Annotated in this window: 25 protein-coding genes and 1 pseudogene; 12 read left to right on the top strand and 14 right to left on the bottom strand. The window is 69.4% G+C overall.

Going from position 1 to position 24,990, the window contains the following annotated elements; all coding sequences use genetic code 11:
- Positions 1-68: 68 nt before the first annotated feature.
- Positions 69-290: pseudogene (locus H5J31_RS27825) on the bottom strand (helix-turn-helix transcriptional regulator); the annotation flags it as partial.
- 22 nt (positions 291-312) lie between these two features.
- Here H5J31_RS27825 and H5J31_RS27820 point away from each other — a divergent pair.
- On the top strand, positions 313-471 hold the full coding sequence (locus H5J31_RS27820; RefSeq protein WP_407925069.1) for a hypothetical protein: 159 nt from the start codon (positions 313-315) through the stop codon (positions 469-471).
- 495 nt (positions 472-966) lie between these two features.
- Here H5J31_RS27820 and H5J31_RS27815 read toward each other — a convergent pair whose 3' ends face one another.
- The 4 genes from H5J31_RS27815 to H5J31_RS27800 all read right to left on the bottom strand — a co-directional run bounded on the left by H5J31_RS27815 (position 967) and on the right by H5J31_RS27800 (position 5,846).
- On the bottom strand, positions 967-2,073 hold the full coding sequence (locus H5J31_RS27815; protein ID WP_181775608.1) for a serine hydrolase domain-containing protein: 1,107 nt from the start codon (positions 2,071-2,073) through the stop codon (positions 967-969).
- Between the two features lie 73 nt (positions 2,074-2,146).
- Positions 2,147-3,169, bottom strand: coding sequence for an ABC transporter ATP-binding protein (locus H5J31_RS27810; RefSeq protein WP_181775607.1), 1,023 nt, complete (start codon positions 3,167-3,169; stop codon positions 2,147-2,149).
- Complete coding sequence (locus H5J31_RS27805) at positions 3,169-4,782, bottom strand: ABC transporter permease (RefSeq protein WP_207898895.1); 1,614 nt, start codon at positions 4,780-4,782, stop codon at positions 3,169-3,171. Before H5J31_RS27805 ends, H5J31_RS27810 begins: the two co-directional genes overlap by 1 nt.
- An 11-nt stretch (positions 4,783-4,793) precedes the next feature.
- Entirely contained in the window at positions 4,794-5,846 is a 1,053-nt protein-coding gene (locus H5J31_RS27800) for a thiamine ABC transporter substrate-binding protein (RefSeq protein WP_181775606.1), read from the bottom strand.
- A 74-nt stretch (positions 5,847-5,920) separates the two neighbouring features.
- Between H5J31_RS27800 and H5J31_RS27795 the strand changes: the two genes are divergently transcribed.
- Positions 5,921-6,211 carry a 4a-hydroxytetrahydrobiopterin dehydratase gene (locus H5J31_RS27795; protein ID WP_181775605.1) on the top strand — a complete coding sequence of 97 codons (291 nt, stop codon included), beginning with the start codon at positions 5,921-5,923 and terminating at the stop codon, positions 6,209-6,211.
- Between the two features lie 384 nt (positions 6,212-6,595).
- On the opposite strand, the gene H5J31_RS27790 is transcribed toward H5J31_RS27795, so the two are convergent.
- From H5J31_RS27790 to H5J31_RS27780, 3 genes are read right to left on the bottom strand one after another with little or no spacing between them, the layout of a single operon-like run.
- Positions 6,596-6,934, bottom strand: coding sequence for a winged helix-turn-helix transcriptional regulator (locus H5J31_RS27790; protein ID WP_181775625.1), 339 nt, complete (start codon positions 6,932-6,934; stop codon positions 6,596-6,598).
- Between the two features lie 31 nt (positions 6,935-6,965).
- Positions 6,966-7,340, bottom strand: a complete 375-nt coding sequence (locus tag H5J31_RS27785; protein WP_181775604.1) for a type II toxin-antitoxin system death-on-curing family toxin — start codon at positions 7,338-7,340, stop codon at positions 6,966-6,968.
- Positions 7,337-7,540: a hypothetical protein gene (locus H5J31_RS27780; RefSeq protein WP_016337139.1), complete on the bottom strand. Its 204-nt coding sequence runs from the start codon at positions 7,538-7,540 to the stop codon at positions 7,337-7,339. The genes H5J31_RS27785 and H5J31_RS27780 overlap by 4 nt, the downstream gene beginning before the upstream one ends.
- A gap of 50 nt (positions 7,541-7,590) precedes the next feature.
- Between H5J31_RS27780 and H5J31_RS27775 the strand changes: the two genes are divergently transcribed.
- The 4 genes from H5J31_RS27775 (at position 7,591) to H5J31_RS27760 (ending at position 10,419) form a co-directional block, all read left to right on the top strand.
- The gene (locus tag H5J31_RS27775; protein ID WP_181775603.1) at positions 7,591-8,055 is read left to right on the top strand and encodes a DUF2716 domain-containing protein; all 465 of its coding nucleotides are present in this window, start codon (positions 7,591-7,593) and stop codon (positions 8,053-8,055) included.
- An 83-nt stretch (positions 8,056-8,138) separates the two neighbouring features.
- Positions 8,139-8,513 (top strand): hypothetical protein, encoded by a 375-nt coding sequence (locus H5J31_RS27770; RefSeq protein ID WP_181775602.1) that lies wholly within the window; start codon positions 8,139-8,141, stop codon positions 8,511-8,513.
- Between the two features lie 104 nt (positions 8,514-8,617).
- Positions 8,618-9,979, top strand: coding sequence for a M20/M25/M40 family metallo-hydrolase (locus H5J31_RS27765; protein WP_181775601.1), 1,362 nt, complete (start codon positions 8,618-8,620; stop codon positions 9,977-9,979).
- Positions 9,980-10,080: 101 nt separating this feature from the next.
- On the top strand, positions 10,081-10,419 hold the full coding sequence (locus H5J31_RS27760) for a hypothetical protein (protein WP_181775600.1): 339 nt from the start codon (positions 10,081-10,083) through the stop codon (positions 10,417-10,419).
- Here the strand turns inward: H5J31_RS27760 and H5J31_RS27755 are convergent.
- Positions 10,416-11,213, bottom strand: coding sequence for a phosphatase PAP2 family protein (locus H5J31_RS27755; protein WP_181775599.1), 798 nt, complete (start codon positions 11,211-11,213; stop codon positions 10,416-10,418). The genes H5J31_RS27760 and H5J31_RS27755 overlap by 4 nt on opposite strands.
- Before the next feature lie 119 nt (positions 11,214-11,332).
- A complete protein-coding gene (locus H5J31_RS27750) occupies positions 11,333-12,169 on the bottom strand; it encodes a helix-turn-helix transcriptional regulator (protein ID WP_181775598.1) in 837 nt (278 codons plus the stop codon).
- Positions 12,170-12,270: 101 nt separating this feature from the next.
- Here H5J31_RS27750 and H5J31_RS27745 point away from each other — a divergent pair, with 101 nt between their 5' ends.
- Positions 12,271-12,987, top strand: a complete 717-nt coding sequence (locus H5J31_RS27745; protein WP_181775597.1) for an SDR family oxidoreductase — start codon at positions 12,271-12,273, stop codon at positions 12,985-12,987.
- Entirely contained in the window at positions 12,981-13,376 is a 396-nt protein-coding gene (locus tag H5J31_RS27740; RefSeq protein WP_181775596.1) for a hypothetical protein, read from the top strand. Before H5J31_RS27745 ends, H5J31_RS27740 begins: the two co-directional genes overlap by 7 nt.
- Before the next feature lie 895 nt (positions 13,377-14,271).
- Here the strand turns inward: H5J31_RS27740 and H5J31_RS27735 are convergent.
- Together H5J31_RS27735 and ychF are read right to left on the bottom strand one after the other, a co-directional pair.
- The gene (locus H5J31_RS27735; protein ID WP_181775595.1) at positions 14,272-15,366 is read right to left on the bottom strand and encodes a transcriptional regulator; all 1,095 of its coding nucleotides are present in this window, start codon (positions 15,364-15,366) and stop codon (positions 14,272-14,274) included.
- Positions 15,367-15,418: 52 nt separating this feature from the next.
- Entirely contained in the window at positions 15,419-16,501 is a 1,083-nt protein-coding gene (ychF, locus tag H5J31_RS27730) for a redox-regulated ATPase YchF (protein ID WP_181775594.1), read from the bottom strand.
- A gap of 114 nt (positions 16,502-16,615) precedes the next feature.
- Here ychF and H5J31_RS27725 point away from each other — a divergent pair, with 114 nt between their 5' ends.
- A complete protein-coding gene (locus tag H5J31_RS27725; protein WP_181775593.1) occupies positions 16,616-18,067 on the top strand; it encodes a DNA-3-methyladenine glycosylase 2 family protein in 1,452 nt (483 codons plus the stop codon).
- Between the two features lie 10 nt (positions 18,068-18,077).
- Positions 18,078-18,578 (top strand): methylated-DNA--[protein]-cysteine S-methyltransferase, encoded by a 501-nt coding sequence (locus tag H5J31_RS27720; protein ID WP_181775592.1) that lies wholly within the window; start codon positions 18,078-18,080, stop codon positions 18,576-18,578.
- A gap of 83 nt (positions 18,579-18,661) precedes the next feature.
- Here the strand turns inward: H5J31_RS27720 and H5J31_RS27715 are convergent, their stop codons facing one another.
- Both H5J31_RS27715 and H5J31_RS27710 read right to left on the bottom strand, forming a co-directional pair.
- A complete protein-coding gene (locus H5J31_RS27715; RefSeq protein WP_181775591.1) occupies positions 18,662-21,613 on the bottom strand; it encodes an AAA family ATPase in 2,952 nt (983 codons plus the stop codon).
- Complete coding sequence (locus H5J31_RS27710) at positions 21,610-22,761, bottom strand: exonuclease SbcCD subunit D (RefSeq protein WP_181775590.1); 1,152 nt, start codon at positions 22,759-22,761, stop codon at positions 21,610-21,612. The genes H5J31_RS27715 and H5J31_RS27710 overlap by 4 nt, the downstream gene beginning before the upstream one ends.
- A gap of 236 nt (positions 22,762-22,997) precedes the next feature.
- Here H5J31_RS27710 and rmuC point away from each other — a divergent pair, with 236 nt between their 5' ends.
- Together rmuC and H5J31_RS27700 are read left to right on the top strand one after the other, a co-directional pair.
- Positions 22,998-23,912 carry a DNA recombination protein RmuC gene (rmuC, locus tag H5J31_RS27705; RefSeq protein WP_181775589.1) on the top strand — a complete coding sequence of 305 codons (915 nt, stop codon included), beginning with the start codon at positions 22,998-23,000 and terminating at the stop codon, positions 23,910-23,912.
- Positions 23,913-24,460: 548 nt separating this feature from the next.
- A partial coding sequence (locus tag H5J31_RS27700; protein ID WP_328701636.1) for a DUF6542 domain-containing protein occupies positions 24,461-24,990 on the top strand: 530 nt, incomplete at its 3' end.

Below are 24,990 nucleotides of genomic sequence, written 5' to 3'. Positions count from 1 at the left end.
CCCCGCGTTTCGTCCTCTGAATGCGGTGGTTCGCACTGCCGACTACCGCATTCAGAGGACGAAACGCGTCAGGGGGCGGTCGCGGTGCGCCGGAACTCGCTCGGGTTGACGCCCCGGACGCGTTTGAACGCCACGCTGAAGCCGAACGGGTCGGAGTACCCGACGGTGCGGGCGACGTCCGCGACGGTCGCGGCCTCCTTCTCGACCAGCAGGTCCGCGGCGAGGGTCATGCGCCAGCGGGTCAGGTAGGTCAACGGCGGTTCGCCGACCAGCTCGGCGAACCGCTGGGTCTCGATCGTCGGCCGCACCACGGTGGAACCCGACGGCGCGAACGAACTGGCGTCCCGTCTCGCCGCCCGCTACTGGGACCTCGGCGACCCCGCCCACGCGGAAACCCTCGCCGGAATACTGGCCACGGACCTGGTACGGCTCGTTATCCACCCGGGGACCGTCAGCCGCTACCTGATGTAAGTGAGGGTCTTCCCAGTGCGGACCCGGACTGGCCGGCGGATGTCCGATTGACGCCTGATCTGCAGGTCGCGGCCGGGGTCGTGAGTGGCAAGTGTCGTTCTATCGAGAGGCAAGACAAATGCGGCGGGCAGGGTCTCCGCCATAAGGCCCACATCGGCGCTTCGTTGCAGAAGTTCTTCGCGGCGCGGGTCCGGACTGACTGTGGAGTCCACACAACCGCCGAATGTCCACAAAGGACGATTTCCGCCGAGAAGATGTCCGATTGATGCCGAAATGTGCAATTCATGATCGGGGTCGTGAGTGGCAAGTGTCGTTCTAACCCTCCTTATCACTCACGACCCCTTTCTAAAATGGTGCGAACAGCTCAAAACGGGCACGAATGTCGCGAAGGATGTCCTTTGTGGACAGCAAAGGGGTGCCTGGACTCACCGGCGAGTCCGCCGCGCCACCGCTTCTATATCCAGTCACGCGAAATCGCCGAGGACTGGGGTCTTCTCAGCGACAGAAGACCGCCTTCGCCATGGGGAGCACCGCTTCAGTGGGCGGGTCCTGCTCGTACGGGTTGAGCGACAGGGTCATCGACTTGCCCTTTCCGTCAGTGAAGGCGACGGTGACGTAGCCGATCAGCTGTCCTGTGTGCCCCCACACCGGCTTCGGGCCGTCCGCACAGGGGATCGCGAACTCCTGCAGTCCCAGGCCGTAGCGGAACAGCGGAACCGCCTCCCGCGTTCGCCGCATTTCCGTGAGGCTCGCCCGGCTCGTCAACCGCCCCTTGAGCAGAGCGGTGACGAACGTCGTCAGGTCGCGCGTGGTGGAGATCATCTCGCCCGCCGCCCAGTCCAGCGACGGGTCCATGTCGGTGGCGTCCACGATCGCCGGCGGGGTCGCGGGCAGCGGTTCGTAGCCGCGGGCGTGCGGGGTGGGCAAGGAGGGGCGGTGGCCCGGCACGCTGGTGTGCCCGAGATCGAGCGGGCGAAGGATTCGTCGCGCCACCTCCTCGCCGTAGGGGCGCCCGGTCAGCCTCTCGACCAGCAGGCCGGCCACGACGTAGTTGGTGTTCGAGTAGTGCCAGGACTCGCCGGGGTTCTCGAAGTCCGGCCCTTCCGCGAACGCCACCTTCAGCAGTTGCGAAGGCGTGTAGTCGTCGAAGCGGGCATCGGCTCGCCAACGGTTGGTCGAGTAGCCCGGTTCGCTCATGTAGTCGTGCAGGCCGCTGGTGTGCTGCAGGATGTGCCGGACGGTGATGCGCTCGCCATCGGGCACGACACCCGGCAGGTGCCGCTCGATCGGATCGTCGAGTGTCAGCCGTCCCTCGTCGGTCAGCTGCAGGAGCACCGTCGCCGCGAAGGTCTTGGTGACGCTGCCGATCCGGAAGTGGCCGTCGGCGGCGGCCGGGGCCCCTGATGCCAGGTCACGCACGCCCACCGCGTGCGACCACTGGCCGGTGCCGGTCCGGACGTGGATCAGCCCGGCTGTGATGTGGCGGTCGGCGGCGAGGGCGGCGAGCCGGTTGTGCAACTCGGCGACGGGGATGTCCGGCGTGGCCGGTGCGGCGGCCGGGCTGACGGCGAGAACGAAGGACAAGATCGTCTTCAGGAGCATGGCGGCGACGGTATTCGGGTGGGCCTTGGCGAGCCCTGGGGAAAACCGCAGGGTTCCGGCCGGATTACCGCAACTAGAGGACTGAATGCGGGAGTTGGGCGATGCCGTCCGGGTCCAGGGCGAGCCGCACGGTGTCGCCGGGCCGGAGGTCCGCGGTCACCGGCGCGACGGCGTCCACAGTGGACCGGTCGTCGAGGGCGACCACCAGCCGGACGTGTTCCCGCCGGTGCACCACCGCCGTGACCTCGCCCACCACACCGGAAGACGCCACACGCACACCGTGTGGGCGCAGGCCCAGCCGCACCGCGCCATCGGCGACGTCGGGGAGCGTGACGTCGCCGAGCGCGGTCCGCACCACGCCACCGGACGCCTCGCCGTCGACGAACGTCGTGACGCCGAGGAAGCGTGCCACTCCCTCGTCCACCGGCTGCCGCCAGACGCGGCGCACCGCGCCCTCCTGCCGGATCTCACCGTCGTCGAGCACGGCGACCCGGTCGGCGAGGGTGAACGCCTCTTCCTGGTCGTGCGTGACCAGCAGCGCGGTGATCTTGCTGCGCCGCAGCAACGCGGCGAGGTCGATCGCCAGCTGCTCCCGCAGTCCGGCGTCCAAACCGGACAACGGTTCGTCCAGCAGCAGCAAGCGGGGTTCCGGCGCCAGCGCGCGGGCCAGCGCGACCCGCTGCGCCTGCCCGCCGGACAGCTCGGTGACCCGCCGCCGTTCATAACCCTTGAGGCCGACCAGTTCCAGCAGCGTGCGGACCCGCTCCGCGTGCTCGGCGCGAGGGACGTCGTGCATCCGCAGGCCGAACGCGATGTTCGAGGCGACGTCCTTGTGCGGGAACAGCTGCCCGTCCTGGAAGACCAGGCCGAACCCCCGCCGGTGCACCGGTACGCCCGAGAGGTCCTCGCCGTCCCAGCGCACGGTGCCCGAGGTCAGCGGCTCCAGTCCGGTGATGGCCCGCAGCAGCGTCGACTTCCCCGAACCGGACGGGCCGAGCAGGGCCAGCACCTCGCCGTCGGCGATGTCCAGCCGGGCGTCCCGCACGGCCGCAAAAGATCCATAGTGGACGGTCAGATCCCGTACCGACAGCGACACTAGAACTCCCCTACCGAATTCTGCCCGCGGACCGCGCCGAACCGGTCGATCAGCACCACCGCCACCACGGTCACGATCATGAGCAGCGCGCAGGCCGCGTAGGCCATCTGGTTGTTGAGCTCACCCGGCCGCGAGATCAGCGTCGCGACCGCGACCGGCAGCGTCGGCGCGTCCGGCCTGGCCAGGAAACTCGTCGCGCCGAACTCGCCGAGCGCGACCACGTAACCGAAACCGGCCGCCGCGACCAGCGAACGCGCGGTCAGCGGGAGGTCGATCTCCCGCCATACCCGGCCGGGACTCGCGCCGAGCGTCGACGCCGCCTGCCTCAGCCGGACGTCGACCGACCGCAGCACCGGCAGCACCATCCGCACGATCAACGGGATGATCACCAAGGCCTGCGCGAGCGGCACCAGCAGCGGCGACGTCCGCAGGTCGCCCGGGAGCGCGTCGAGCGTGATGAGGTATCCGAAACCGACGGTCACCGCGGACACGCCCAGCGGCAACATCAGCGCCGCGTCCATCGTCTCGCCCATCCCCCGCGCCAACCTGCCCGGCGTGCGCCGCAACGCCACCAGGACGACCGAGGCCAGCACGCCGACGATCATCGCCAGGATCGTGGCGTCGAACGCCGTCCGCAACGACATCGACGCCGCGTCCCAGCCGGAAACCTGCAACGCGCCACGAGATCCCTGGCCGCCGAGAGCCGCGTACCCCGCGAGACTCCAGCCGTCCGAAGTGGACACGGATTCGACGAGCAACGCGACGATCGGCGTCATCAGCAGCGCGATCACCGCGAGACCGGCGGAGACGGCCCACCACTCGCCGCCCCTCGGCCGCCGCGCCGTCTCGCTGCCGGACCGCAGCCGGACGGCGTTCTCCCGGCGGCGCCTGGCCAGCGCGCCCACCGCGAGCGCGGCGACGACGGCGGCGAACTGCACCAGCGACAACGCGGCCGCGCCGGAAAGGTCGAGCAATTCGACCGTGCGCAGGTAGATCTCGGTCTCCAGCGTCCGGTACTTCGCCCCGCCGAGGATCAGCACGACACCGAAACTGGTGGCGCAGAACAGGAACACCACCGCCGCGGAAGACGCGACGGCCGGTGCGAGCGCGGGCAGCGTCACCGTGCGGAAAGCACGCCACGGCGACGCGCCGAGCGCTCGTGCCGCGTCCACGGTGCGCGGGTCGAGATGGCTCCACAGCCCGGAAACCGTGCGCGCGACGACTGCGACGTTGAAGAAGGCGTTGGCCAGCACCAGGGGCAGTAGCCCGCCGTCCGGCCAGAGCGCGCGGAACGCCAGACCGACCACGACCGTCGGCAGCACGAACGGCACCAGCACGAGCGTCCGGACCAGCGAGACGCCGGGAAGCCGCACGCGGGCGAGGAGGAACGCCACCGGCAGGCCCGCGAGGACCGCGACCACCGTCGAAGCCCCGGCGCTGGCGAGGGTGAAGCCCGCCAGCCTCCAGGTCAGCGGGTCGCCGATGGCCGTGCCGACCCCGCCGGAACCGAAACCGCGGGCGATGATCGCCGCGACCGGCCAGGCGAAGAAGACCACGAGGAACCCGAGCGGCAGCACGGCGAGTGCGGCCAGCCCGGCTCCTCGGGAAGTCAGCCTCGGCGCACTCAGCCTTCGAGTAGCGTGCGCCACTGGGCGATCCACTGCTCGCGTCCGGCCTGGATCTTGGCCGGTTCGAGCGTCTTCGGCTGCTGCGGCAGCGGCGCGGCCTGCGCCCAGCCCTGCGGGAGTTCGACGCCCTGCCGTGCCGGGTAGACGTACATGTTGCTCGCCACGGTCACCTGGAACTGCTGGGACAGCAGGAAGTCCACCACCTTGCGGGCCTTCTCGACCTGCTTGCCGCCCGCCAGCACGCCCGCGTACTCGACCTGGCGGTAGCAGGTGTCCAGCAGCGCCTTGGTGCGCGGCTTGCCGTCTTCGCCGAGCTCGGCGGCGGGCGACGACGCGTAGGAGACGACGATCGGGCGCGGTCCCTTCCCCGAGGAACCGGAGAACTCCTTGGTGTAGGCCTCTTCCCAGCCGCTGACCGTCTTGAGCCCGTTGGCCTTCAGCTGCGTCCAGTACCCCTGCCAGCCCTGCTCGCCGAACTGGGCGACGGTGCCGAGCAGGAACGCCAGGCCCGGCGACGACGTCGCGGGGCTCTCGGCGACCATCAGGTCCTTGTACTTGGCGTCGGCGAGGTCCGCGAACGACTTCGGCTCCGCGATCCCCTTGTCCGCGAAGTACCGGGAGTCGATGTTGACGCAGACGTCGCCGAGGTCGACCGCGGAAAGCCGGTGCCCGGGGTCGACCGAGTAGCGCTGCGGGCCGCGGTCGGCCTCAGGGCTGGTGTACTGCTCGAAGACACCCTCGGTGAGCGCGCGGGAAGCGAACGTCGAGTCGATGCCGTAGGCGACGTCACCGATCGGATTCGCCTTGGTCAGCACCAGTTTGTTGGTCAGCGCGCCCGCGTCGCCCTGTTTGAGGACGGCGATCTTGATCCCGGATTGGCGCTCGAACGCGTCGAGCACCTCCTGCGGGGCGAGCCACGAGTCGTGCGTCACGAGCGTGACCGTCGCCGGCGCCTGCGGGTCGTTCCCCGAAGTCCCGGAGAGCGAGCAGCCCGCGGCGAGTGCGGCCACCGTGCCGGCCGCAACCACCGTGCGGAGGGCGCGTTTCATCTAGCCTCCTGCGTTTTCAAGGGGGGACCCGTGGCAAACGTGCAGCGTAGCCGACGGCGTACCACCATGGAGTCATGGCGGAAATCTTGAACGACACGCAGGCCGACGAGGCCGTGGCGAAGCTCTCAGACTGGACTCGCGACGGCGTCACCATCGAGCGGACGGCGAAGCTGCCGAGCTTCCCGAAGGCCATCGAAGCGGTGGACAAGGTGGCGGAACTGGCGGAGGCGGCCGACCACCATCCCGACATCGACATCCGCTGGCGGACGGTGACGTTCCGGCTCAGTACGCACTCCGCCGGAGGGCTGACGGAGAAGGACTTCGCGCTCGCGTCGCAGATCGACGGGGTACTGAGCGCCCTGTGACGTCCGCAACGATCGCGCCACGTCTCCCCTTCTCGGACGTCTACCCAGTACGACCAACGAGAAAAGGACGAATGATGACGCAGGCGATCGTGGTGGGCTTTTCCGCATTCGGCGCGATGGTGGCCGCCGCTGCCGGAGTGCTCTGGTACACCGCGCGCGACCGGCACCACCAGCACGATCAGTGATCTTGGCCACACCGGGGCGGTGACGGTAACGCCGGCCCTGATCAACGCGCTGTACCGGCGGAACTGTCGCTTCTCTCCCCAGGGGAACCGCCGTGAACAACGCCTCCATCACCGCCGCCCAGCGCACCTGGGTGGCCGTGTTCGCCACCGCTGTCACGCTGCTGACGATCGTCGTGCTGGGCCTGCTCGGCTAGTCCTTCTAGTTCGAGTACGCCTCGCGGGCGGCGACAAGCTCCGGAAGGTGCTTCGCCGCCCACTCGCGGCACGCCTCCATCGGCTCGAACAACGTCCGGCCCAGCGAGGTGAGCTCGTACTCCACCCGTGGCGGCGTCTCGTCGTACGCCGTCCGCGTGATCATGCCGTCGCGCTCCAAGGCCCTGAGGGTTTCCGTCAGGACCTTCGCGGTGACGCCCTTCAGAGGAACCCGCAGTTCGGAGAACCGGCGCGGGCCCTCTTCCAGGCACAGCACGACCAGACCCGCCCATTTGTCGCCGATCCGGAACGGCGTCAGGTTCGACGGACAGCCGGGGGCGAACATGTCCGCTTCCAGTGGCTTCACCCGTTCGAAGTTACCCGAGCGGCTTCGTCCACACCGCGAGTTCCGCGGCGGCGTCGGCGTACGTGCGCGAACCGGTGGACATCGCGATCACCAGGTCGTACGCGTCGTCCTCCGGCGCGTCGAGATCGTGGCCGTTCAGCCCGTAGAAGACGAACGTGGCCATCCAGGCCAGGCGTTTGTTGCCATCGATGAGCGCGTGGTTGCGCACCAGCGACTCCAGCAGCACCGCGGCCTTCTCGTGCAGCGTCGGATACGCGTCCCGCCCCATCAACGACGTCCGCGGCCGGTGCGCGGCCGAGTCGAGCAGCCCGAGATCGCGGATCTTGGGGACGCCGAGATCCTCCGAGAGGGCCAGCAGGTCTTCGAGGGCGAGATACTCGATCACTGGGCGAGACGGTCGAGCAGAGCGGCGTAGCGCTCCCGGCCGTCCTTCGACAGTGCCCGGACGCGATCATCACGGACGCGGCGCGCGGCGGCCTCGGTGATGGCGCGAACGGTCGCTTCGTGCTTGCTCACGCCGTCGGCTTCGGCCAGCAGCGCGAGGGCGCGCTCCTGCTCGTCGTTCAGCCTCAGGGTCATAGCCATACTTCGATGCTACCACTCTGGTATCACTCCCTGGGGCGTATTTTCCCGGGGTGAGCATCGAGACCCTGGGGCACGCCGAATATCGGCGCGTGTGGGCCCGTTTCCACACGGAGTTCGCCTTCCGGCCCAGCACGGACCGGTTCGCGTGGCCGGGCATCGCGGAGCCGGCCGGATCGGCGACCTGGAGCCTGACAGCCCTCGACGACGACCCGGAGTACGCACTGCTCGACCGGCTGGTCTCCGTGGTTCAGCGGGGCCTGGCGTCCTGCGCCGACGAACTGTTCGCGCTCGACTGGCACCACCAGTCGTACCGGTTCGCGACCACGGCGGAACGCTGGCCGCTCAGCCCGTTCCCGGACGGCGACTACTACATCTACCTGACATCGGACTTCCGGCTCGGCACGTTCGGGCACCCTTGGGAGTACACGATCTGCGTGTTCGGCGACCAACTGGTGACGGCGATTTCGGCCGATCTGACCGAGATCCTCGGGGAACCACTACGCCGGTCCGCGTAGGCGGGACTGCCGCCTCCGGGCCGACGCCCGCCGCCACCGTGAGCGGGACTCTTCAGGGGTCATAACCAGTGAGGAGTCCTGTCATGAACCGTTCCGCCGCCGTCGTCGCCAACGCCGCCTTCCTTCTCGTCGGCGTCGCCGGCCTGCTCGTCCAGATCGTCTCCGGTGTCCCCGGCTTCCCGGACATCCCGCCCGGACCGTTCATCCTCGGCCTGACCGCGATCCTCGTACTGACGTCGGCCGCCCGGTTCCGCTGGATCCTGTTCGCCGGTATCGCCGCACCGACGTTCATCCTGGTCGGTGCCCTGCTCGAAGGCTCGTTCCGGGGACGGCTCGCCGACCCGGGCGACTTCGGGCCCTTCATCGGGACCGCGCTGCTGATCGGCGGGGTGATCGCGGCCATCGCCTGTGGCGGCGTCGCCGTCTCGCAGGCCTACCGCCGGGTGACCGTGCGCTGAACCGGGGGACGTTCCGGAAAAAGGGGACGATCGGAGGTTGCTCTCCGCGCCGCGCGACTCTTAGCTACTCGAACGAAGGTTCTCCGAGAAGTGAGGGGTTTTCCATGGCTGGTCTGCGCAGGCGTGAGGTGCTCGCGGGCGCGGTGGCACTGGCGGGCGCGGCGACGATCGGGCTGAACCCCGGCACCGCCGCCGCGGCCACGCAGCAGCGTCCGGGCGCGCAGTTCCCGCCGTCGCTGGACTTCGGCGACTACCCCGTGATCGCGCGGGTCCGGTCGCGGCGGGCGCTGGAGCACCTGCGGGTGCTCAGCGACAAGATCGGCCCCCGGATCGCCGGTACCGAAGGCGAGTTGCGCGCCAGGGACTACATCGCGAAGGTGCTGCGCGAGCTGCGTTACCAGGTCACGCTGCAGCCGTTCCCGATCGCCGACAAGTTCCTCGGCGGCCTGACCGTCGGCCGCGACAGCTGGCAGACCGGCTCGTCGCCGCAGGGCGCGCAGGACGTCACGCGCGAGGCCGTCGTCGTCGATGCCGGTGACGGGACCACCCTTCCGGATGATCTGACCGGCAAGATCGTGCTGATCGCGGCCGTCACGAACAAGGCCGACGCGTACCTCACCGCCGCGCAGCGCGGCGCCGTCGCGGTCCTGCTCGGCCGGGTCGGCGCCGACCCCGCGCGCAAACTGTCGGCGTTCTCCCCGACCCTCACCACCCCGGTCACCGTCCCGGTGCTCGGCCTGGCCCAGGTGCAGGTGGAACGCCTGCGCGAACGGCTCGCCAAGGGCTCGGTCAAGGTGAAGGCGTCAGCCGTCCACCACAAGAACCTGACGTCGTACAACGTCATCGCCGAACGCCCGGCCACCTTCCCCGGCAAGGACGACGGTGTGGTCATGGTGACCGCGCACTACGACAGCGTCCCCGGCTCCCCCGGCGCCAACGACGACGGCAGCGGAACCGTGCTGTGCCTCGAACTCGCGCGCGTCCTGCGATACCTGCCGACGAACAAGACGCTGCGGTTCGCGCTGTGGGGTTCGGAGGAGTACGGGCTGATCGGTTCGCGGCACTACGTCTCGAACCTGACCGACCCGGAGGCGAAGCGGATCGCGGGCTGCTTCCAGAACGACATGGTCGCCACCAGCTGGGACCCGGCGATCACCTACTGGCTGCTTTCGGTCGACGGCGCCGACAACGCCACGACCGCGGCCGTCAACGCCGCGGCCAAGCGACTCGGGTACGACCCGCGGGTCAAGGGCCCGGTCGCGCGCGGTTCGAGCGACCACGTGCCGTTCTTCGAGCGCGGGATCGCGTCGGGCAACTTCAGCTGGCGCGGCGAGAGCGGCCCGGCGCTGCTGGAGCCGACCTATCACACGCCGGAAGACACCATCAAGGACAACGTCTCCCTTGAGCGGCTTCAGGTTTCGCTGGAGTTGATCGGGTCGGCGGCGTACAGCCTGCTGCGGAAGTAGCGGACGTCGTGAGTGGTAAGGACGGTTCTAACCGTCCTTACCACTCACGAGATCTCACCCGAGGTGCCAATCTGATCCAGTGGCAGGTTCCGACGCTCTCCTTGACAGCGCAGTCCTTCCTGCTGTCACTCGCCTACGGGGCACGATCGACGCCGTTCGCCGCCGCCGTCGCGGGGCTGCTCTCGATGATCGTGTCGGCGATGTCGATCCAGCTACTGCTTCGCCAGCGACAGAACGAGGTAACCGACTCGGTGGTGCTGCATCGCATCGAGCAGAACCACGGCTGGCAAGAGATCTTCGCGACGGGCGAAGTCAGGGCGCGGAACGCCGGCCAGTCACGCCGTCGGCTGATCCGGCTGCGGTCATACCGGATCTGGACCGGCGGGCTGGCGCTCTTCGGGATCGCCGGCTTCGTGGCGCTCCTGCGGGCGGTTCTCTAGCTCTCGGTCCGACACCGCAGCGCGACGTACCCCAGGAACGCGGTCGCGAGCACCGCGGTGACCACGGAGAACGGGACCGTCCAGGTGTACGGATCCCGCCAGGCGCTCGCGACGGTGATCCCGATACCCACCACCACGACCGGGACGGACGGCCGCCACACCTTTTCCCGTTCTTCGGTCGTCTTCGAGAGCACCGCGCCGGCCAGCAGGAAGACCGCCGCCACCAGCAACGCGCCGCCCAGGACGTCACTGGGCCGGTGCCACATCATCGTCAGCACCGCGCCGCCGACCGCCGACGTCCAGCTGAGGAGCACCGGAGCGACCCACCGGAGCCAGGTCCGTGGTACGACGATCAGCAACGCGACCGAAACCGCGGCCGCGACGGCGAAATGTCCACTCGGGTAGCTCCGCTCGGTGAGACCGTGGACGGCGCCGACGAGATCGGGCCGGGGCGCGGCGTCCTTGAAGATCCGGGTCGAGTAGACGGCGACGGGGGTCGCGACGATCACGGTCGCCAGATCCCGCCACCGGCGGCGCCAGGCGGCGATCAGCACCGCGGCGCCGATACCGACGGCCATGGTCTCGTATTCGAGGCTCAAGGCGGGGAGGAACCCGGTCCGGTAGACCTCGTAGATCAAGGTCTGATCCGTGGTGCCGTCGAGGAGCAGGTTCTCGGCCCGCTGGCCGAAAGGCGTCAGGTTGGACAGCGCGTACAGAGCCAGGAACCCCAAGGCCGAGAACAGCGCCCACGACGAACGACCCGGCGTTTTCCGCCGGGTTTCCAAGCTGACCAAGACGACCCCGGTTCCGGAAGAGAGAAGAGAACCCCGACAGGTTACGGGGGCGGATCCTGCTGGAACGAGCCTGATCGACATGGTCCTCACCACTGTGATCAAGCTCGCGGAGACGAACGTCAGTAGGTGAACTGTTCGAGGCCGGTGACGCGGAGCAGTTCCAGCGCCGACGCCGAGGACGTACCGGGTTCGGCCGAGTAGACCAGGACGGTCTGGTCGGTCTCGGGAACCAGGAGGACGTCGCAGTCGAGGGTGAGCGGGCCGAGTTCCGAGTGCTTGATGGTGGTACTGCCGGCGCGTAGCCGCCCGGAGCGCGCGGCTTGCCACAGGCTGTCGAACGGTGCGCTGCCGGTGCGCAGGTCGGCGATGAGGCGGGCGAGGTCGGGGTCGTCCGGGTAGCGGGCTCGGGCGGTCCGCAGGCAGCCGACGCAGTCGGCGGCCGAGTCGGAGTCGGGTGACAGGGTGACGCGGCCGACGCCGGTGCCGAGAAACCGCTGCCGGATGAGGTTCCGTCGCGCGGGCGGCAACTCGGAGAAGTCGCCGAACAACGCGGTCGCGAGCGGGTTCCAGGCGAGCACGTCGGATTTCGCCGAAAGGACGAGGGCGGGCAGATCCGACATCCGGTCCAACAGCCGCAGCACACTCGGCCGGACATGCATCGGGACACGGCCGGCCTGCGGGGGCGCCGAGCCGGCGAGCCGGAACAGCGTGTCGCGGTCGTCGTCGGACAGCCGCAGTGCCCTGGCCAGCGCGCCGAGCACCTGAGTCGACGGCCTGGGACCCCGGCCCTGCTCGAGCCGGATCACGTAGTCGACACCGAGGCCCGCGAGCTGGGCGACCTCCTCGCGGCGCAGTCCCGGCACCTGCCTGCGCGGACCGGCGGGCAGGCCGACATCGGCGGGTTTGACGCGTGACCGTGCCGTACGCAGCACGGCGGCGAGTTCGGATCTGTCCATCACCTCGATCCTGCCCGACGGGCGGCCGCTCGGGGTGGTACGGCCGATCCCATGCGTCGGCGGTCCTGGCACCCAGGCGGTGCGGCGGCGAGGCTACGGCCATGACAACGACGATCGCCCTGGTCACCGGGGCGAACAAAGGACTGGGCCGGGAAGCCGTGCGCCGGTTCGCGGCCCGGGGATGGGACGTGTTCCTCGCGGCCCGTGATCCCGGACGCGGCGGTTCGGCGGTGGCGGAACTGGCCGAGGAAGGGTTGGACGTGCGGTTCGTTCCGCTCGACGTGACCTCCGGCGAGTCCGTGGCGATGGCCGCGGACTTCGTGAAGAGAGAAGCCGGCCGCCTGGACGTGCTCGTGAACAACGCCGGTGTCGGCGGCCCGACGAGCCCGCCGGCGGAAACGACGGCCGGTTCACTGCGTGACGTGTTCGAGGTGAACGTCTTCGGCCCGATCCGGGTGACGAACGCCTTCCTGCCGCTTCTGCGCGCCGCCGAGAATCCCAGAATCGTGATGGTCACCAGCGGGATGGGATCATTCACCGTGTCGAACGATCCACGCTGGTCCGGCTTGGTGCCCCCGCAACTCGGTTACCCCGCCTCGAAGGCCGCGCTGAACATGATCACCGTGCAGTACGCCCGCGCCCTGGACGGGATCCGGGTCAACGCCGTAGACCCCGGCTACACCGCGACCGACCTCACCGGCCACGCCGGCTTCCAGACGGTGACCGAGGGCAGCGACGCGATCGTCCGGCTGGCCGGGATCGGCCCGGACGGGCCGACCGGCGGTTTCTTCGACAGAGAGGGGACGGCCCCATGGTGACCGGCATCCTGTCGCTCGGGCTGCACCCGAGCGCCATCGACTACAGCCGTTACCCCGGCATCGACGAAGCGGCGCTGACAGCCCGGATCGCGGCGGGCGAGGCGGCTCTGCGCGACGCGGGGTTCGACATCGTGTCCTGCCAGGTCTCCGCCGACCCGGAGGAGGCGGAGAAGACGATCCGCGAAACCGTCGCCGCCGACCCGGTCGGGGTGGTGATGATCGGCGCGGGCCTGCGGATGGCGCCTGAGCACACCCTGCTGTTCGAACGGGTCGTGAACCTGCTCAACGACCTCGTCCCCGGGATCGTGTTCTGCTTCAACACCTCACCGGAAACCACCATCGACGCGCTGCGCCGCTGGGTGCGGCCTTCTCGATCAGAACGCCGGTGAATCTCCATCAGAGATTCCTCGAAGTCACCGCGAACAGGCCGAGCGTCTGAACTCGTCGTCACCTTCGAGGTCGCGTATGCGCCGGCTTGGGGAGCTCGATGGCAGGAACGCCCGACTAGACGTTGAAGCGGAACTCCACCGAATTGCCCGCCGGAACAGCGTCAGCCGGCCACCGACCAAGCGGTCTCATGGCCGGTCGAGCGCCCCGGCGAGCAGGTCACCGACCAACCTCAAGTCGTCGATCTCCACATCCCGACCCTCGGGCACGGCTCTGATCTTCTCAGCGATTGAGCTTCAAACCGATCGAACCATTGTCGAGTATGAAGGAGTGCGTCGGCGCGTAACTGCGCTTCAGCGGACTCAAGCTGATCTCGCGACACCGGCCCGCAGGTGCGGTCAAGCGTGATGCGCACGACGTCCAGGAGATCCGTCCCCTCTTTGGCGGCGCCGCGATTCATTATCGACTGCAGTTTCATCGCGATAATGGGACCCGGTTCGGCTACTCGCACTGCGAGGGGCGGAATCCCCTCCGCGCTGAGCAGGAGCTTGGACATGAAGGCGATCGGTCGGGTCATCCGGAAGTTCATCGATGTCTGCGTCGGTAACCTCAAGCACGTCGACCTGCACCTCACCCCACGGGGTACGGACCAAAGCACCGGCCGGCCCGCTCGGCGTCGCACCGGCCGCCACGAGGAGTTGCAGCTGAGAGTCCTCGTTCTCGGCCCGACGATCAACCGTGTCGAGGTCGGTTGTCACCCGGTACGGCGTCGTCAGCCGGCACATGACGGCAAGACCGCCCACAAGCACTACCGGACGTCCCGTCTGCTCGGCGACCACGGGTATCGCGCTGACGATCTGGGTCATCGACCTGCCAGCGAGAACCACGACCGCCGGTTCACCAGACACGGGCCCCGACCGTCTCAGGAGTCCAGCCGTCAAGGATTTCCGCACCTCGCCCCGGATCCTGCGCCAGATCCAGGGCGACGAACAGCGGATTCGCCAGCGGCCACTTCTCGTCCGACCACTCTGTGGCATCTATGCGACGAGCGCACACCAGCGGCACCGGGGCGATACGGACACGACCCGCCCGCATGGTGGCCGTCGTGGCCGTCCCCAGCAGTTGCACGGATCGTCTCAGCGTGCCCTGATCAGGAACGTAGAAATCCGGCGGGTGATCAGCACGGATGGATACAGGTGCACCGTAGGCCGCGGCCGCGACAGTGTCGGTCAAGGCCCATCCAACGTTCGATTCGACGTCGTCCATGCCCAACCGGAGCGCGGCGTTTTCCCGTCCTCCGTCCGGAGCAGGGACACTCGCCACATCACGGCTGACCGGCTTCCAGTGCTCGGCGAGCTCCCAGAAAAGTGCAGGCAGAACCGGCTTGTTGTCTTCATCCACGAGTCCCGCGCCTCGCAATGCCGCGAAGGTTTCGGAGATCGAACTGGGCGCGCGAGACAACGCGGCAGCAGCCGCACGAACACCGATCCGCCGAGCGGGGTCGAGCAGCAGCAGAGCGGCGAGCTCGATACCGACCCGGCCGATGATCCCCTGCCGGTCCGTCTCCGGCCCTACGAGGACGGGAACATCCGAGTCTATGAACAGCCCGGGACCGGTAAGCCTCAGATGGCCGCGTAGGTCCAGCCATCCCCAACCAGCCTGGTTGAGGGTGCTCCGCGCCTCCGCCGTAATCCTGTCCGCCACCACCACGCTGCCTCCCTCGATCTCGCTCGTCGACCAGCGACGGAGCAGACCGGGCAAGCTGTCGGTCGTGATCAACGCGACCGTCTTGACCTGAAGGCCGACTTCCCTGCCGTCAGGAAACGCGATGACGAGATCGCGGCCGGGGGGCGCATCGACATCTCCCTGACGTGTGGAGAGCCCCAGTGACCCGACCGCGCTGGTCAGGGCATCCAGAGCATTCCGCGCTCGCTGAAGGGGATCCACGAGCATATGTTCCATACTGTTCGGCGTTCGGTCAATACCGAACACCGAACAGCCACTCCATGCGGTGAACCGCAGACCGCAAAGTTGCCTCGATCGATCAGACGTTGAAGCGGAACTCCACCACGTCACCGTCGGACATGACGTAGTCCTTGCCCTCCATGCGCACCTTGCCCGCGGACCGGGCGGCGGCCATGGAACCGTTCTCGATCAGGTCGTCGTACGAGACGACCTCGGCCTTGATGAAGCCGCGCTCGAAGTCGGTGTGGATGACGCCGGCGGCCTGCGGGGCGGTCGCGCCCTGCGGGATCGTCCAGGCGCGGGATTCCTTGGGGCCGGCGGTGAGGTAGGTCTGCAGACCTAGGGTGTGGAAACCGGCACGGGCCAGCGAGTAGAGGCCCGGCTCGTGCTGGCCGACGGACTCCAGCAGCTCGCGCACGGAGTCTTCGTCGTCCAGCTCCAGCAGCTCGAATTCGACCTTCGCGTCGAGGAACACCGCGTCCGCGGGGGCGACCATCTTGGCCAGTTCTTCGCGACGGGCGTCGTCGGTGAGGATGCCCTCGTCGGCGTTGAAGACGTAGAGGAACGGCTTCGTGGTGAGCAGGCTCAGCTCGCGCAGCGCCTCGAAGTCGACCTCCTTCTGCGCCTGGAACAGGGTCCGGCCCGAGTCGAGGATCTCCTTGGCCTTGACCGCGTTGTCGAGGGCGGGCTTGGCTTCCTTCTTGGTCCGCGCCTCCTTCTCGAGCCGGTGCAGCGCCTTGTCGAGCGTCTGCAGGTCGGCGAGGATGAGCTCGGTGTTGATCGTCTCGATGTCGCTGCCCGGGTCGATCCGGTCGTCGACGTGGATCACGTCCGGGTCGTCGAAGACCCGGACGACCTGGCAGATCGCGTTGGCCTCGCGGATGTTCGCGAGGAACTTGTTGCCGAGTCCGGCGCCCTCGGAGGCACCCTTCACGATGCCCGCGATGTCCACAAAGGACACGACGGCGGGCACGGTCCGCTCGGAGCCGAAGACCTCGGCGAGCTTGTCCAGCCGCGGGTCCGGCAGCGGGACGACGCCGACGTTGGGCTCGATCGTCGCGAACGGGTAGTTCGCGGCGAGCACGTCGTTGCGGGTCAGCGCGTTGAACAGGGTGGACTTGCCGACGTTGGGCAGGCCGACGATGCCGAGGGTGAGACTCACGGGCCAGAAGTCTACGTGCCGCCCGCGCGCGGACCGGCGCCGGTCGCCGGGGGCCGGATCGCCGTGTCGGTTTTCCGCCAGCCGAGCCCGCGACCTGGTGGCACGATCGATGTCATGACCCAGCAGATCCTGGCCGAACGGGCCGTGTGGCGCGACACCGAGCGGTGTTACCGCGCCGTCGCCGCCCGTGATTCCCGGTTCGACGGCCAGTTCATCATGGCCGTGGCCACCACCGGGATCTATTGCCGTCCGTCCTGCCCCGCGTCGACGCCGAAGCAGCAGAACGTCCGTTTCTACCCGACGTCGGCCGCCGCGCAGGCCAACGGGTTCCGCGCCTGCCGCCGCTGCCTCCCCGACGCCGTGCCCGGCTCGCCCGATTGGGACATCCGGGCCGACCTGGCCGCGCGGGCGATGCGGCTGATCTCGGACGGCACCGTCGAACGCGACGGCGTCCCGGGGCTCGCACGGCGGCTCGGGTACTCCGAGCGGCAACTGGGGCGCGTCCTCACCGCCGAACTCGGCGCCGGACCGCTCGCGCTGGCCCGCGCGCACCGGGCGCATTCCGCGCGGCTGCTGATCGAGATGTCCGGGCTCCCGTTGACCGACGTCGCGTTCGCGGCCGGCTTCTCCAGCGTCCGCCAGTTCAACGAAACGATCCGCGAAGTGTTCGCGACGACGCCTTCGCAGCTACGCGCCGCGAGCCTGCGTCGCGGGCGTCGCAAGGCCGAGGAGACGCCGACCGGGACCCGGCTGAGCCTGCGGCTTCCGTTCCGCAAACCGTTCGACGCGGACGGCGTGCTGGGCTTCCTGGCCGACCGGGCCGTCCCCGGCGTCGAGCACGTGACGCGCGACGAAGCCCGGGTGACCGGCTACGGGCGCACGCTGCGGCTCGCGCACGGCTCCGGCGTGGTGTGGCTGACGGCCAAGGACGACCACGTCCTCTGCGACCTGCGCCTCACCGATCTGCGCGACCTGAGCAGCGCGGTGGCCAGGATGCGGCGGCTGCTCGACCTCGACGCCGATCCCGAGGCGGTCACGCGGGTCCTCGGCGCCGACCCGGCGCTCGCGCCGCTGGTCGAGGCGATCCCCGGCATCCGGGTGCCGGGCACGGTCGACGGGGACGAACTCGTGCTGCGCGCGCTGTTGTCCCCTGCCGAGGCCGCGTCGCTCGCCGACACCCTCGGCGAGCGGATGCCCAGCTGCGACGAGTCACTGGAAGGGTTGACCACGCTGTTCCCGACGGCGGCCCAGGTCACCGAACACGGCCCCGAGCGGGTGGCCGCGGTGGCCCGCGCACTGGCGGACGGTGTTTCGGTCCACGTCGGCCGCGACCCCGACGAACTGCGGGCGGAGCTGCTGGATCTCCCCGGGATCGAGCCGTGGACCGCGGACTACGTCCTGATGCGCGTACTGGGCGCGCCGGACGTCCTGCTGACCGGCGATCCGGCGCTGCGCCGCGGCGCGACCGCGCTGGGGATCGCCGACGACGAGAAGACGCTGGCCGAACGAGGGCGGGCCTGGCAGCCCTGGTCCTCGTACGCCGGCATGTACCTGTGGCGAGCTTGAAAGGGAGACGATGAGCATCGCGTATTGGTCCACAATGGACACTAAGATCGGGCCGTTCACCGCCGTGGTGGCGGGAGACGGGGCCGTGCTCGCCTCGGGCTGGACCGGTGAGGTCGGCGAACTGACACCGCTGATCTCGCCGTCGCTGACCCCCGGCGAAGTGAAGCACCGACGGGATCTCGGGCCGGTGAGCACCGCGATCCGCCGCTACCACGACGGCGAACTCGACGTCGTCGCCGACATCGAAGTGCGGCAGCGGTCCGGCGCTTTCCGTGAGCACGCTTGGGAAATCCTGCGGAAGGTGCCCGCCGGGGAGCCGGTGAGCTACGCGGAGTACGCGGCGATGGCGGGGAATCCGTCGGCCGTGCGGGCGGCCGCGTCGGCGTGCGCGAAGAACGCCGCGGCGCTGTTCGTACCGTGCCACCGGGTGGTGCGGACCGGTGGCGCGCTGGGGAACTTCCGGTGGGGTATGCCGGCGAAGCAGTGGCTGCTGACCCACGAAGCCGCCTGATCCCCCTCTCGCGCGTGTTATGAACGGACCTTTCATAACAAATCCTGTTATGAAAGGTCCGTTCATAACACCCGAGGAGCGGGTCAGGCGGCGTGGATCTCCACGGTCGAGCCGGTGCGCGCCTTCCGGACCCGCAGGCGGGTCGGGATCCGCTGCCGCAGTTCCTCGACGTGCGAAACCAGGCCGACGACGCGCCCACCGGCGCGAAGCTCGTCGAGGATGTTCATGACGATGTCGAGCGTTTCGGCGTCCAGCGTCCCGAAGCCCTCGTCGATGAACAGGGTGTCCAGGAGCGCTCCGCCGGTTTCGGCGGCGACAACGTCCGCGAGGCCCAGGGCCAGCGAGAGTGACGCGAGGAAGGACTCGCCGCCCGACAGCGTCTTCGCGGGCCTGACGGTGCCGGAGTAGTCGTCGAGCACGTCGAGCCCGAGGCCACCGCGAGTGCCGCGGGCACCTGCCGCGTCGGAGTGCACGAACGAGTAGCGGCCCTGGCTCATCGTCCGCAGACGGGCGGTCGCGGCCACCGCGACCTCCTCCAGCCGCGCGGCCAGGACGTACGAGCGCAGCGACATCTTCCGCGCGTTCTGCCCGCGCCCGTTGACCACCTCGGCGAGCGCCTTCAGTTCGAGGTACCGCTCCTCGACCGGGGCCAGGTCCGCCATCAGGGACGTCATCCGGTCGGCGACCTTCGTCAGGTCGGCGTGCCGGGACGTGGCCGTCCGCAGCGCCACGAGCGCCTGCTCGGCTTCGCCCCGGGTGTCCTGCGCGGCATCGGCCGACGCGGCGACGTCGATCTCGTCGTCCGGCGAGATGCCGAAGAGTTCGGGTTCGGCGAGAGCACGCCGCTCGCTCTCCTCCATCACCTTCGCGTCGGCGAGGCTGCTCTCCAGTTTGACGATGAGCTCGTCGGGCCTCGACGCGGCGCGCATCTCGTCGAGATCCGCGAAACCCTTGGCCCGCAACGCTTCCTTGACCAGTTTCGCCTGCTCGTCGCGCCGCTCGGCCGCGCCTGCGACGGCGAGCCGCGCTTCGGCGAGCGAGTCCAGGCGAGCCGCGAAGCCGAGCAGATGCCGCCGTCTCGTCGACACGTCGGCGAACTCACCTCGTGCGGCTTCCAGGCGTCGTTCCCGTTCGGCCAGCCTGTCGGTGAGCCCGCGGACCTCGGCCGCGACCTCGACGGCACGCTGCTCGGACGAACGCCGCCGCTCGGCCAGTCGCTCGATGGTGGTTTCCAGATCGAGCAACTGCTTGTCCAGTGCGGGCTTGCGACGGGCGTTCTCCGACAACGAGAGGACCACTTGCCGCGCCTCGGCGAATTCGGACCGCAGTGTTTCGGCGGTGCGCACGCCCAGCCGTTCCACCAAGGTCGTCAGCCGGTTTTCGGCCTCCTGCAACGCCGCTTTCGCCTTCTCGCGGCGGACGTCGGCCTGCTGCTCCGCGATTTCGGCGCGGCGTTCGTCCTCGGGATCGACCAGGCCGCCGGTATGCGTGGCCGGCGCCGGATGCTCGGCCGACCCGCACACCGGGCAGTCGTCACCCGCGTTGAGCCCGGCGGCGAGTTCGGCCGCCATTCCTTCGAGACGCCGTTCCCGCAGGTCCAGCCGATGCTGACGGGCAAGTTGGTGGGCGTCCACGGCCTCGCTGACCTTCACACGCGCCTGCTCGACGGCCTGCTTCACCTTCGGAACCTCGTCGGCGTCCCGGACCAGCGCGGTCAGCTCGTCGACACGGGTGCGGGCACCGTCGAGTTTCGCTTCGGCTTCGGCGGCCGCGGCCACCTCGGTACGCAGCGCGCTGACCTTCTCCGGCGCCGCGGCGAGTTCGTCGGCGAGTTCCTCAGCCTGCTCCTTCGCCTTCTCGGCGGCGGCGTTCAACTCCTCGCGGCGAACCAGATCCCGTTGCTGCTGCTCGCTTTCCGACACCAGTTCAGCGAGGGCTCCGGCTTCTTCGCGCACGCCGCCGGCACGAGCGCGAAGCTCGGCGGCGGGACTGTCGGCGGCATCAGGCACTTCTTGAGCCCGGAGCGCTTCGACGGCTTCGGCCTCGGCGAGCTGATCCAACCGGCGTTCGAGAAGATCCGCCTCCGCGACCACACCCGCCGCGCGACGGGCGGCCGCGACCTCGTCCGCCCACTCCGCGCGCTGACCCGCCTGCTCGGCGATCGCGGACAGTCGCGTGTACGCGGTGCGCACCCGGCGGATGCGTTCGGCGGTGGACTGGTTCTCCTGCCAGATCGCCTCGGCGGTTTTCGCCGCCTTGCGGGCCTTTTCCTCACGTTCCTGTGCGTTGGCGACGCGCTCGGCCGACTCGGCGAGGATCGCGTCGACCCACTCGGCCTGTCCCTCTTCGGGCGCCTCCTGCCGGGCGACCTGCGCGAACCGCGCGACCCACTCCCGCAACGACTGCTGCCGCGCGTGCAGTTCGCGACCGCGTTCGGCCCGCAGGTTCGCGAACCAGTTCTCGACGTCGGAGAACCGCTCGGTCCCGAACAGCCGCTCCAGCAGCTCTTCCCGCTCGGCGGTGTTCGCGCGCAGGAACCGCGCGAATTCGCCCTGTGGCAGCAACACCACCTGGAAGAACTGCTCGTGCGTCATCCCGATCAGCCGCTCGACCGTGCGCGCGACCTCGTCGATCCGCGTGATGCCTTCGGCCACGTGCCCCGCGGGTACTGTGCCGACCCAGCTCAGCACCGCTTTCGCCTGCTGCGTGGTCATTCCCTCGCCGCGCCGCTTCGGCCGCTGGTACTCGGGGTTGCGCGCGATGCGCATCCGCTGGCCCTGCACGGTCAGTTCGAGGACCACCTCGGTGACCTGGTCGTGGTCGGCGAGATCGCAGCGCAGCCGTTTGACCTCACCGCGCGCGCCGGGAACGGTGCCGAACAGCGCGAACGCGATGGCGTCGAGCAAGGTCGTCTTGCCCGCCCCGGTGTCGCCGTGGAGCAGGAAGAGACCGTCGGCGCCGAGCGCGTCGAAGTCCACCACCTCGCGGCCCGCGTACGGACCGAAAGCGGCGACCTCCAGCCGGTGCAGCCTCATACTTCGCGCTCCCTGCCCGCGGCGCCCAAGGCGGCCAGCACCAGCCGCTCCTCGCTCTCCGAGGGCGCGGAGCCACGGCAGTCTTCAAGGAAGCTGCGGGTGATCTCGACATCGGAGCGGCCGCGGACGGCTTCGGCGTACTTCAGCGCGGCTCCGTCGTGACCGCCTTCGGGCTGCCAGTCCAGGTGCACGGCGTGGGGGAACCGCTCGCGCAGCTTGCGCATGGCGTCGATCGGGCGGACCCGGTCGGTGACCGTGAACGAGAGGAAGTGTTCGGTGAGGCCGTCGTATTCCGGGTCCTCCAGCAGTTCCGCCAGCTCGCCGCGCAGCATCGCGAGCGGGCGCGGCACCGGCAGTTCGTGCCGCCGGACCTCGCCCAGCCCGGCGGCGTCCAGCTCCACCAGCCAGACCGATTTCCGTTGGCGCGTCTCGGAGAACGAGTACGCCAGCGGGCTGCCGGAATAGCGCAGGTGCTCGGCGAGGGTCTGCGGACCGTGCAGATGGCCGAGTGCGACGTAATCGACGCCGTCGAACACCGAACCCGGCACCTGCTCGACGCCGCCGACCGCGATGGTCCGTTCGGATTCGGTCGGCTCCCCGCCGGTGACGAACGCGTGCGCGAGCACCACCGACCGCGTTCCGGACGGCCGCGCGGCGAGGTCCTCCCGGATCCGACGCATCGCTTCGGTGAGGACGCCGGTGTGGCCACGGCTCTCGGGCACGCCGAGGGCGTGGCGCGCGGGCTCCGGTTCGAGGTACGGGATGCCGTAGAGGGCGACTTCGCCGTGCTCGTCGGGCAGCAGCACCGGCTCGGCGAGACCGTCGATCGTGGCGCGCAGGTGCAGCCCGCCCGCCGCGGCGAAGTCGGCGAACGCGCCCAGCCGCGGCGCGGAGTCGTGGTTGCCGGGCGTCATCACGAGTTGCGCGCCGGCCCGACGGAGCCTGCCCAGCGCGGTGGTGGCCACGCGGACGGCCTCCGCCGAGGGCACCGCGCGGTCGTAGATGTCCCCGGACACGAGCACGACATCGACCGACTCGGCGACCACGAGGTCGGCGAGATGACCGAGCACGGCTTCTTGCTCGGCGAGCAGATCGGCGCCGTGGAAGGTGCGGCCGATATGCCAGTCGGACGTGTGCAGGAGCTTCACGCAGCCCAAGGTAGGGCCGCGCACCGACCGAAGAGGGGAGGCGCGCCGAGAGCCTGCTCGAACGCGTGTTCTAGTACATCAGGATCGTTCGCCGGTGTCTGCGAGCCATTCGAGTGACGCGATTCCGACACGCCGGGGACGGCGCAGGTCAGATACGGAGCGCGACCGGACCGTGGCGTTTTTGTCGGTGGGTTCCGCCATGATGTTCCCGACTCGGATCCGGAGGGGAGGTACCGGTGGCGACGGTGATCACCACCGCGGCCGTCGTGCTCGCGTTGCTGTTGCTCGCGGCCGTCGCGCTGCTGTGGCGGCTGTACAACGACGGCATGCGGAGGGCGGACGCGGCGGCGAAACTGGTCGCCGCCGAACGGGCCAAGGGGGATCAGCAACAACTCGCGCTGCGCCGGTACGAGGTGGCGTTCGCCTCGATCAGCGGCCGCGGCGAACTGGGTGAACAGGTGCTGCTCGAAACCGCCCGCGCGCTCGGCCTCCGCGAGGAACTGCACTTCACCCTGCAAACGGACCTGGCGGGCGGCGGCGCCGCGAAACCCGACATGGTGCTGCGGGTCGGTGGCGGGCGCACCGTGCCGGTCGACGCCAAGGCGAGCATGGCCTGCTGGGCCGAAGCGGTCGAGACGAACGACCCCGAAGAACGGCTGGACGCGCTGCGCGTCCACGTGCGGCAACTGCGGTCGCGCGCGGCCGAACTGGCGGGCAAGGGCTATCAGCGCTGGGCGGACGCGATCTACGGCACGATCATGTTCGTCCCGTCCGACGCCGCCGTCGTGGCCGCGCTGGACACCGACCCGGAACTGCTGCGCTGGATGCTTGACCGGCGGGTGTTCGTCTGCGGGCCGACCGGCTTCGCCGTCCTGGCCTCCGCCGCGCTCTTCGCGGCGACCGAACGCGCGCTGGTCGAGGACGTCGAGCAGGTCCGTGCCGGAGCCGCGGCCGCGCACCGGGCCGCGGGCAACGCGGTCGACGCGGTGAATCTGTCGAGTACCCACCTTCAGCGCTTCATCTCGGCACGGCGACGAGAACTCGAAGCGCTCGAAAGCTTCCGGAGCACCGTCTCGCCGCTCACGGACGCCGCGGGCAGTCCTGCGCCGGTGCCGCTGATCCGGAAGGCGGACGAACTCCCCGCGAGCTGACCGAACGCGACCAAGGTCGAGGAGGGCGTCTGGGTCGTGAGTGGCGATTCGGGTTGGAGCGGACCGGCATTCGCCTACCCGCCGCCGACCTGTGCGAGGGTGGTGTCGGGACCGCTGGGTCAGGCCCGCTAAGACGTGGTGCTCGTGTTGCGAAAGGCACTTTCGCAACCTTCAACGTTGCGAAAGTGCCTTTCGCAACCTGCGCCGGGCCGCTCAAGGCCATGCCGTCGACGTTCAGTGGCAGACGACGTGACGGACCCAGCAGGTACCAAGTACGGGTCCGTCAGAACCCGAATCGCCACTCACGACAACCCCGGCCCACCACCCGCCGCCACCTTCAGCCACTCGGACGGAGCCTTCACCACCTGCGGTTTCCGGAACCAGAGGCTCCACTTCGGCTCCCCTGACAACCTTGTCGGCCGGTCGCGCGTACTACCTCTGGAAAGGACCCGGGCGGAGCGTTCGGGTGATCCGGAATGACCACTACCAGGCGATGGACATACCGCCTGTTGGCGGTATGTCCGCAGCTTGGATATACGGTGGGGCCTGTGACCGCGATTCGCGATCGCCAGAGCGATCCTGATGCCGACGACGTTCCCGTTTCCTGGGACGAGCGTCCCCTCGTCGGCGCCAGGCGCGGGCTGCCCTGGTGGGCGGCCGTCCTGGTGGGCTTCGGGCTCGCCATCCTTGGCGCCTTCGTCGACATGATGATGCAGAAGGACCTGGGGCTGCTGTTCAAGGCGTGCTACGCGCTCGGCGCGGTGGCCGCCGTGGTGGCCGTCCAGCGCCGCGGGCTGTTCGGCCCGATGGTGCAGCCGCCCCTGGTCCTGGCCGTGACCGTCCCGGGGGTCATCCTCCTGACCTCGGACGGCAGCAAGGGCACCGACCTGCTGTCGAGAGCCGTCGACGTCGGCGGTCCGTTGATCAACGGCTTCCCGACGATGGCCATCACCACCGGCGTCACCTTGGCGATCGGTGTCTTCCGCATCTACCGCGAACGCGATCCCGACGCACCGGCGAAGGTGAAGTCGAACGCCAAGCCGGAACGTCGTGAAGAGGCCAAACCCGCCGCCGCCCG

It is taken from the genome of Amycolatopsis pittospori (assembly GCF_013870525.1).
GTDB classification, from domain to species: domain Bacteria; phylum Actinomycetota; class Actinomycetes; order Mycobacteriales; family Pseudonocardiaceae; genus Amycolatopsis; species Amycolatopsis pittospori.
Note: the sequence above shows the minus strand (reverse complement) of the source record. Positions and strands in the feature narration are given on the sequence as shown.

Bases quoted from the DNA above. Each gene is read 5' to 3' on its own strand.
- H5J31_RS27815 (WP_181775608.1), bottom strand. From the start codon at position 2,073: ATGCTCCTGAAGACGATCTTGTCCTTCGTTCTCGCCGTCAGCCCGGCC.
- H5J31_RS27800 (WP_181775606.1), bottom strand. From the start codon at position 5,846: ATGAAACGCGCCCTCCGCACGGTGGTTGCGGCCGGCACGGTGGCCGCA.
- H5J31_RS27795 (WP_181775605.1), top strand. From the start codon at position 5,921: ATGGCGGAAATCTTGAACGACACGCAGGCCGACGAGGCCGTGGCGAAG.
- H5J31_RS27790 (WP_181775625.1), bottom strand. From the start codon at position 6,934: ATGTTCGCCCCCGGCTGTCCGTCGAACCTGACGCCGTTCCGGATCGGC.
- H5J31_RS27780 (WP_016337139.1), bottom strand. From the start codon at position 7,540: ATGGCTATGACCCTGAGGCTGAACGACGAGCAGGAGCGCGCCCTCGCG.
- H5J31_RS27770 (WP_181775602.1), top strand. From the start codon at position 8,139: ATGAACCGTTCCGCCGCCGTCGTCGCCAACGCCGCCTTCCTTCTCGTC.
- H5J31_RS27765 (WP_181775601.1), top strand. From the start codon at position 8,618: ATGGCTGGTCTGCGCAGGCGTGAGGTGCTCGCGGGCGCGGTGGCACTG.
- H5J31_RS27750 (WP_181775598.1), bottom strand. From the start codon at position 12,169: ATGGACAGATCCGAACTCGCCGCCGTGCTGCGTACGGCACGGTCACGC.
- H5J31_RS27745 (WP_181775597.1), top strand. From the start codon at position 12,271: ATGACAACGACGATCGCCCTGGTCACCGGGGCGAACAAAGGACTGGGC.
- H5J31_RS27740 (WP_181775596.1), top strand. From the start codon at position 12,981: ATGGTGACCGGCATCCTGTCGCTCGGGCTGCACCCGAGCGCCATCGAC.
- H5J31_RS27725 (WP_181775593.1), top strand. From the start codon at position 16,616: ATGACCCAGCAGATCCTGGCCGAACGGGCCGTGTGGCGCGACACCGAG.
- H5J31_RS27720 (WP_181775592.1), top strand. From the start codon at position 18,078: ATGAGCATCGCGTATTGGTCCACAATGGACACTAAGATCGGGCCGTTC.
- H5J31_RS27715 (WP_181775591.1), bottom strand. From the start codon at position 21,613: ATGAGGCTGCACCGGCTGGAGGTCGCCGCTTTCGGTCCGTACGCGGGC.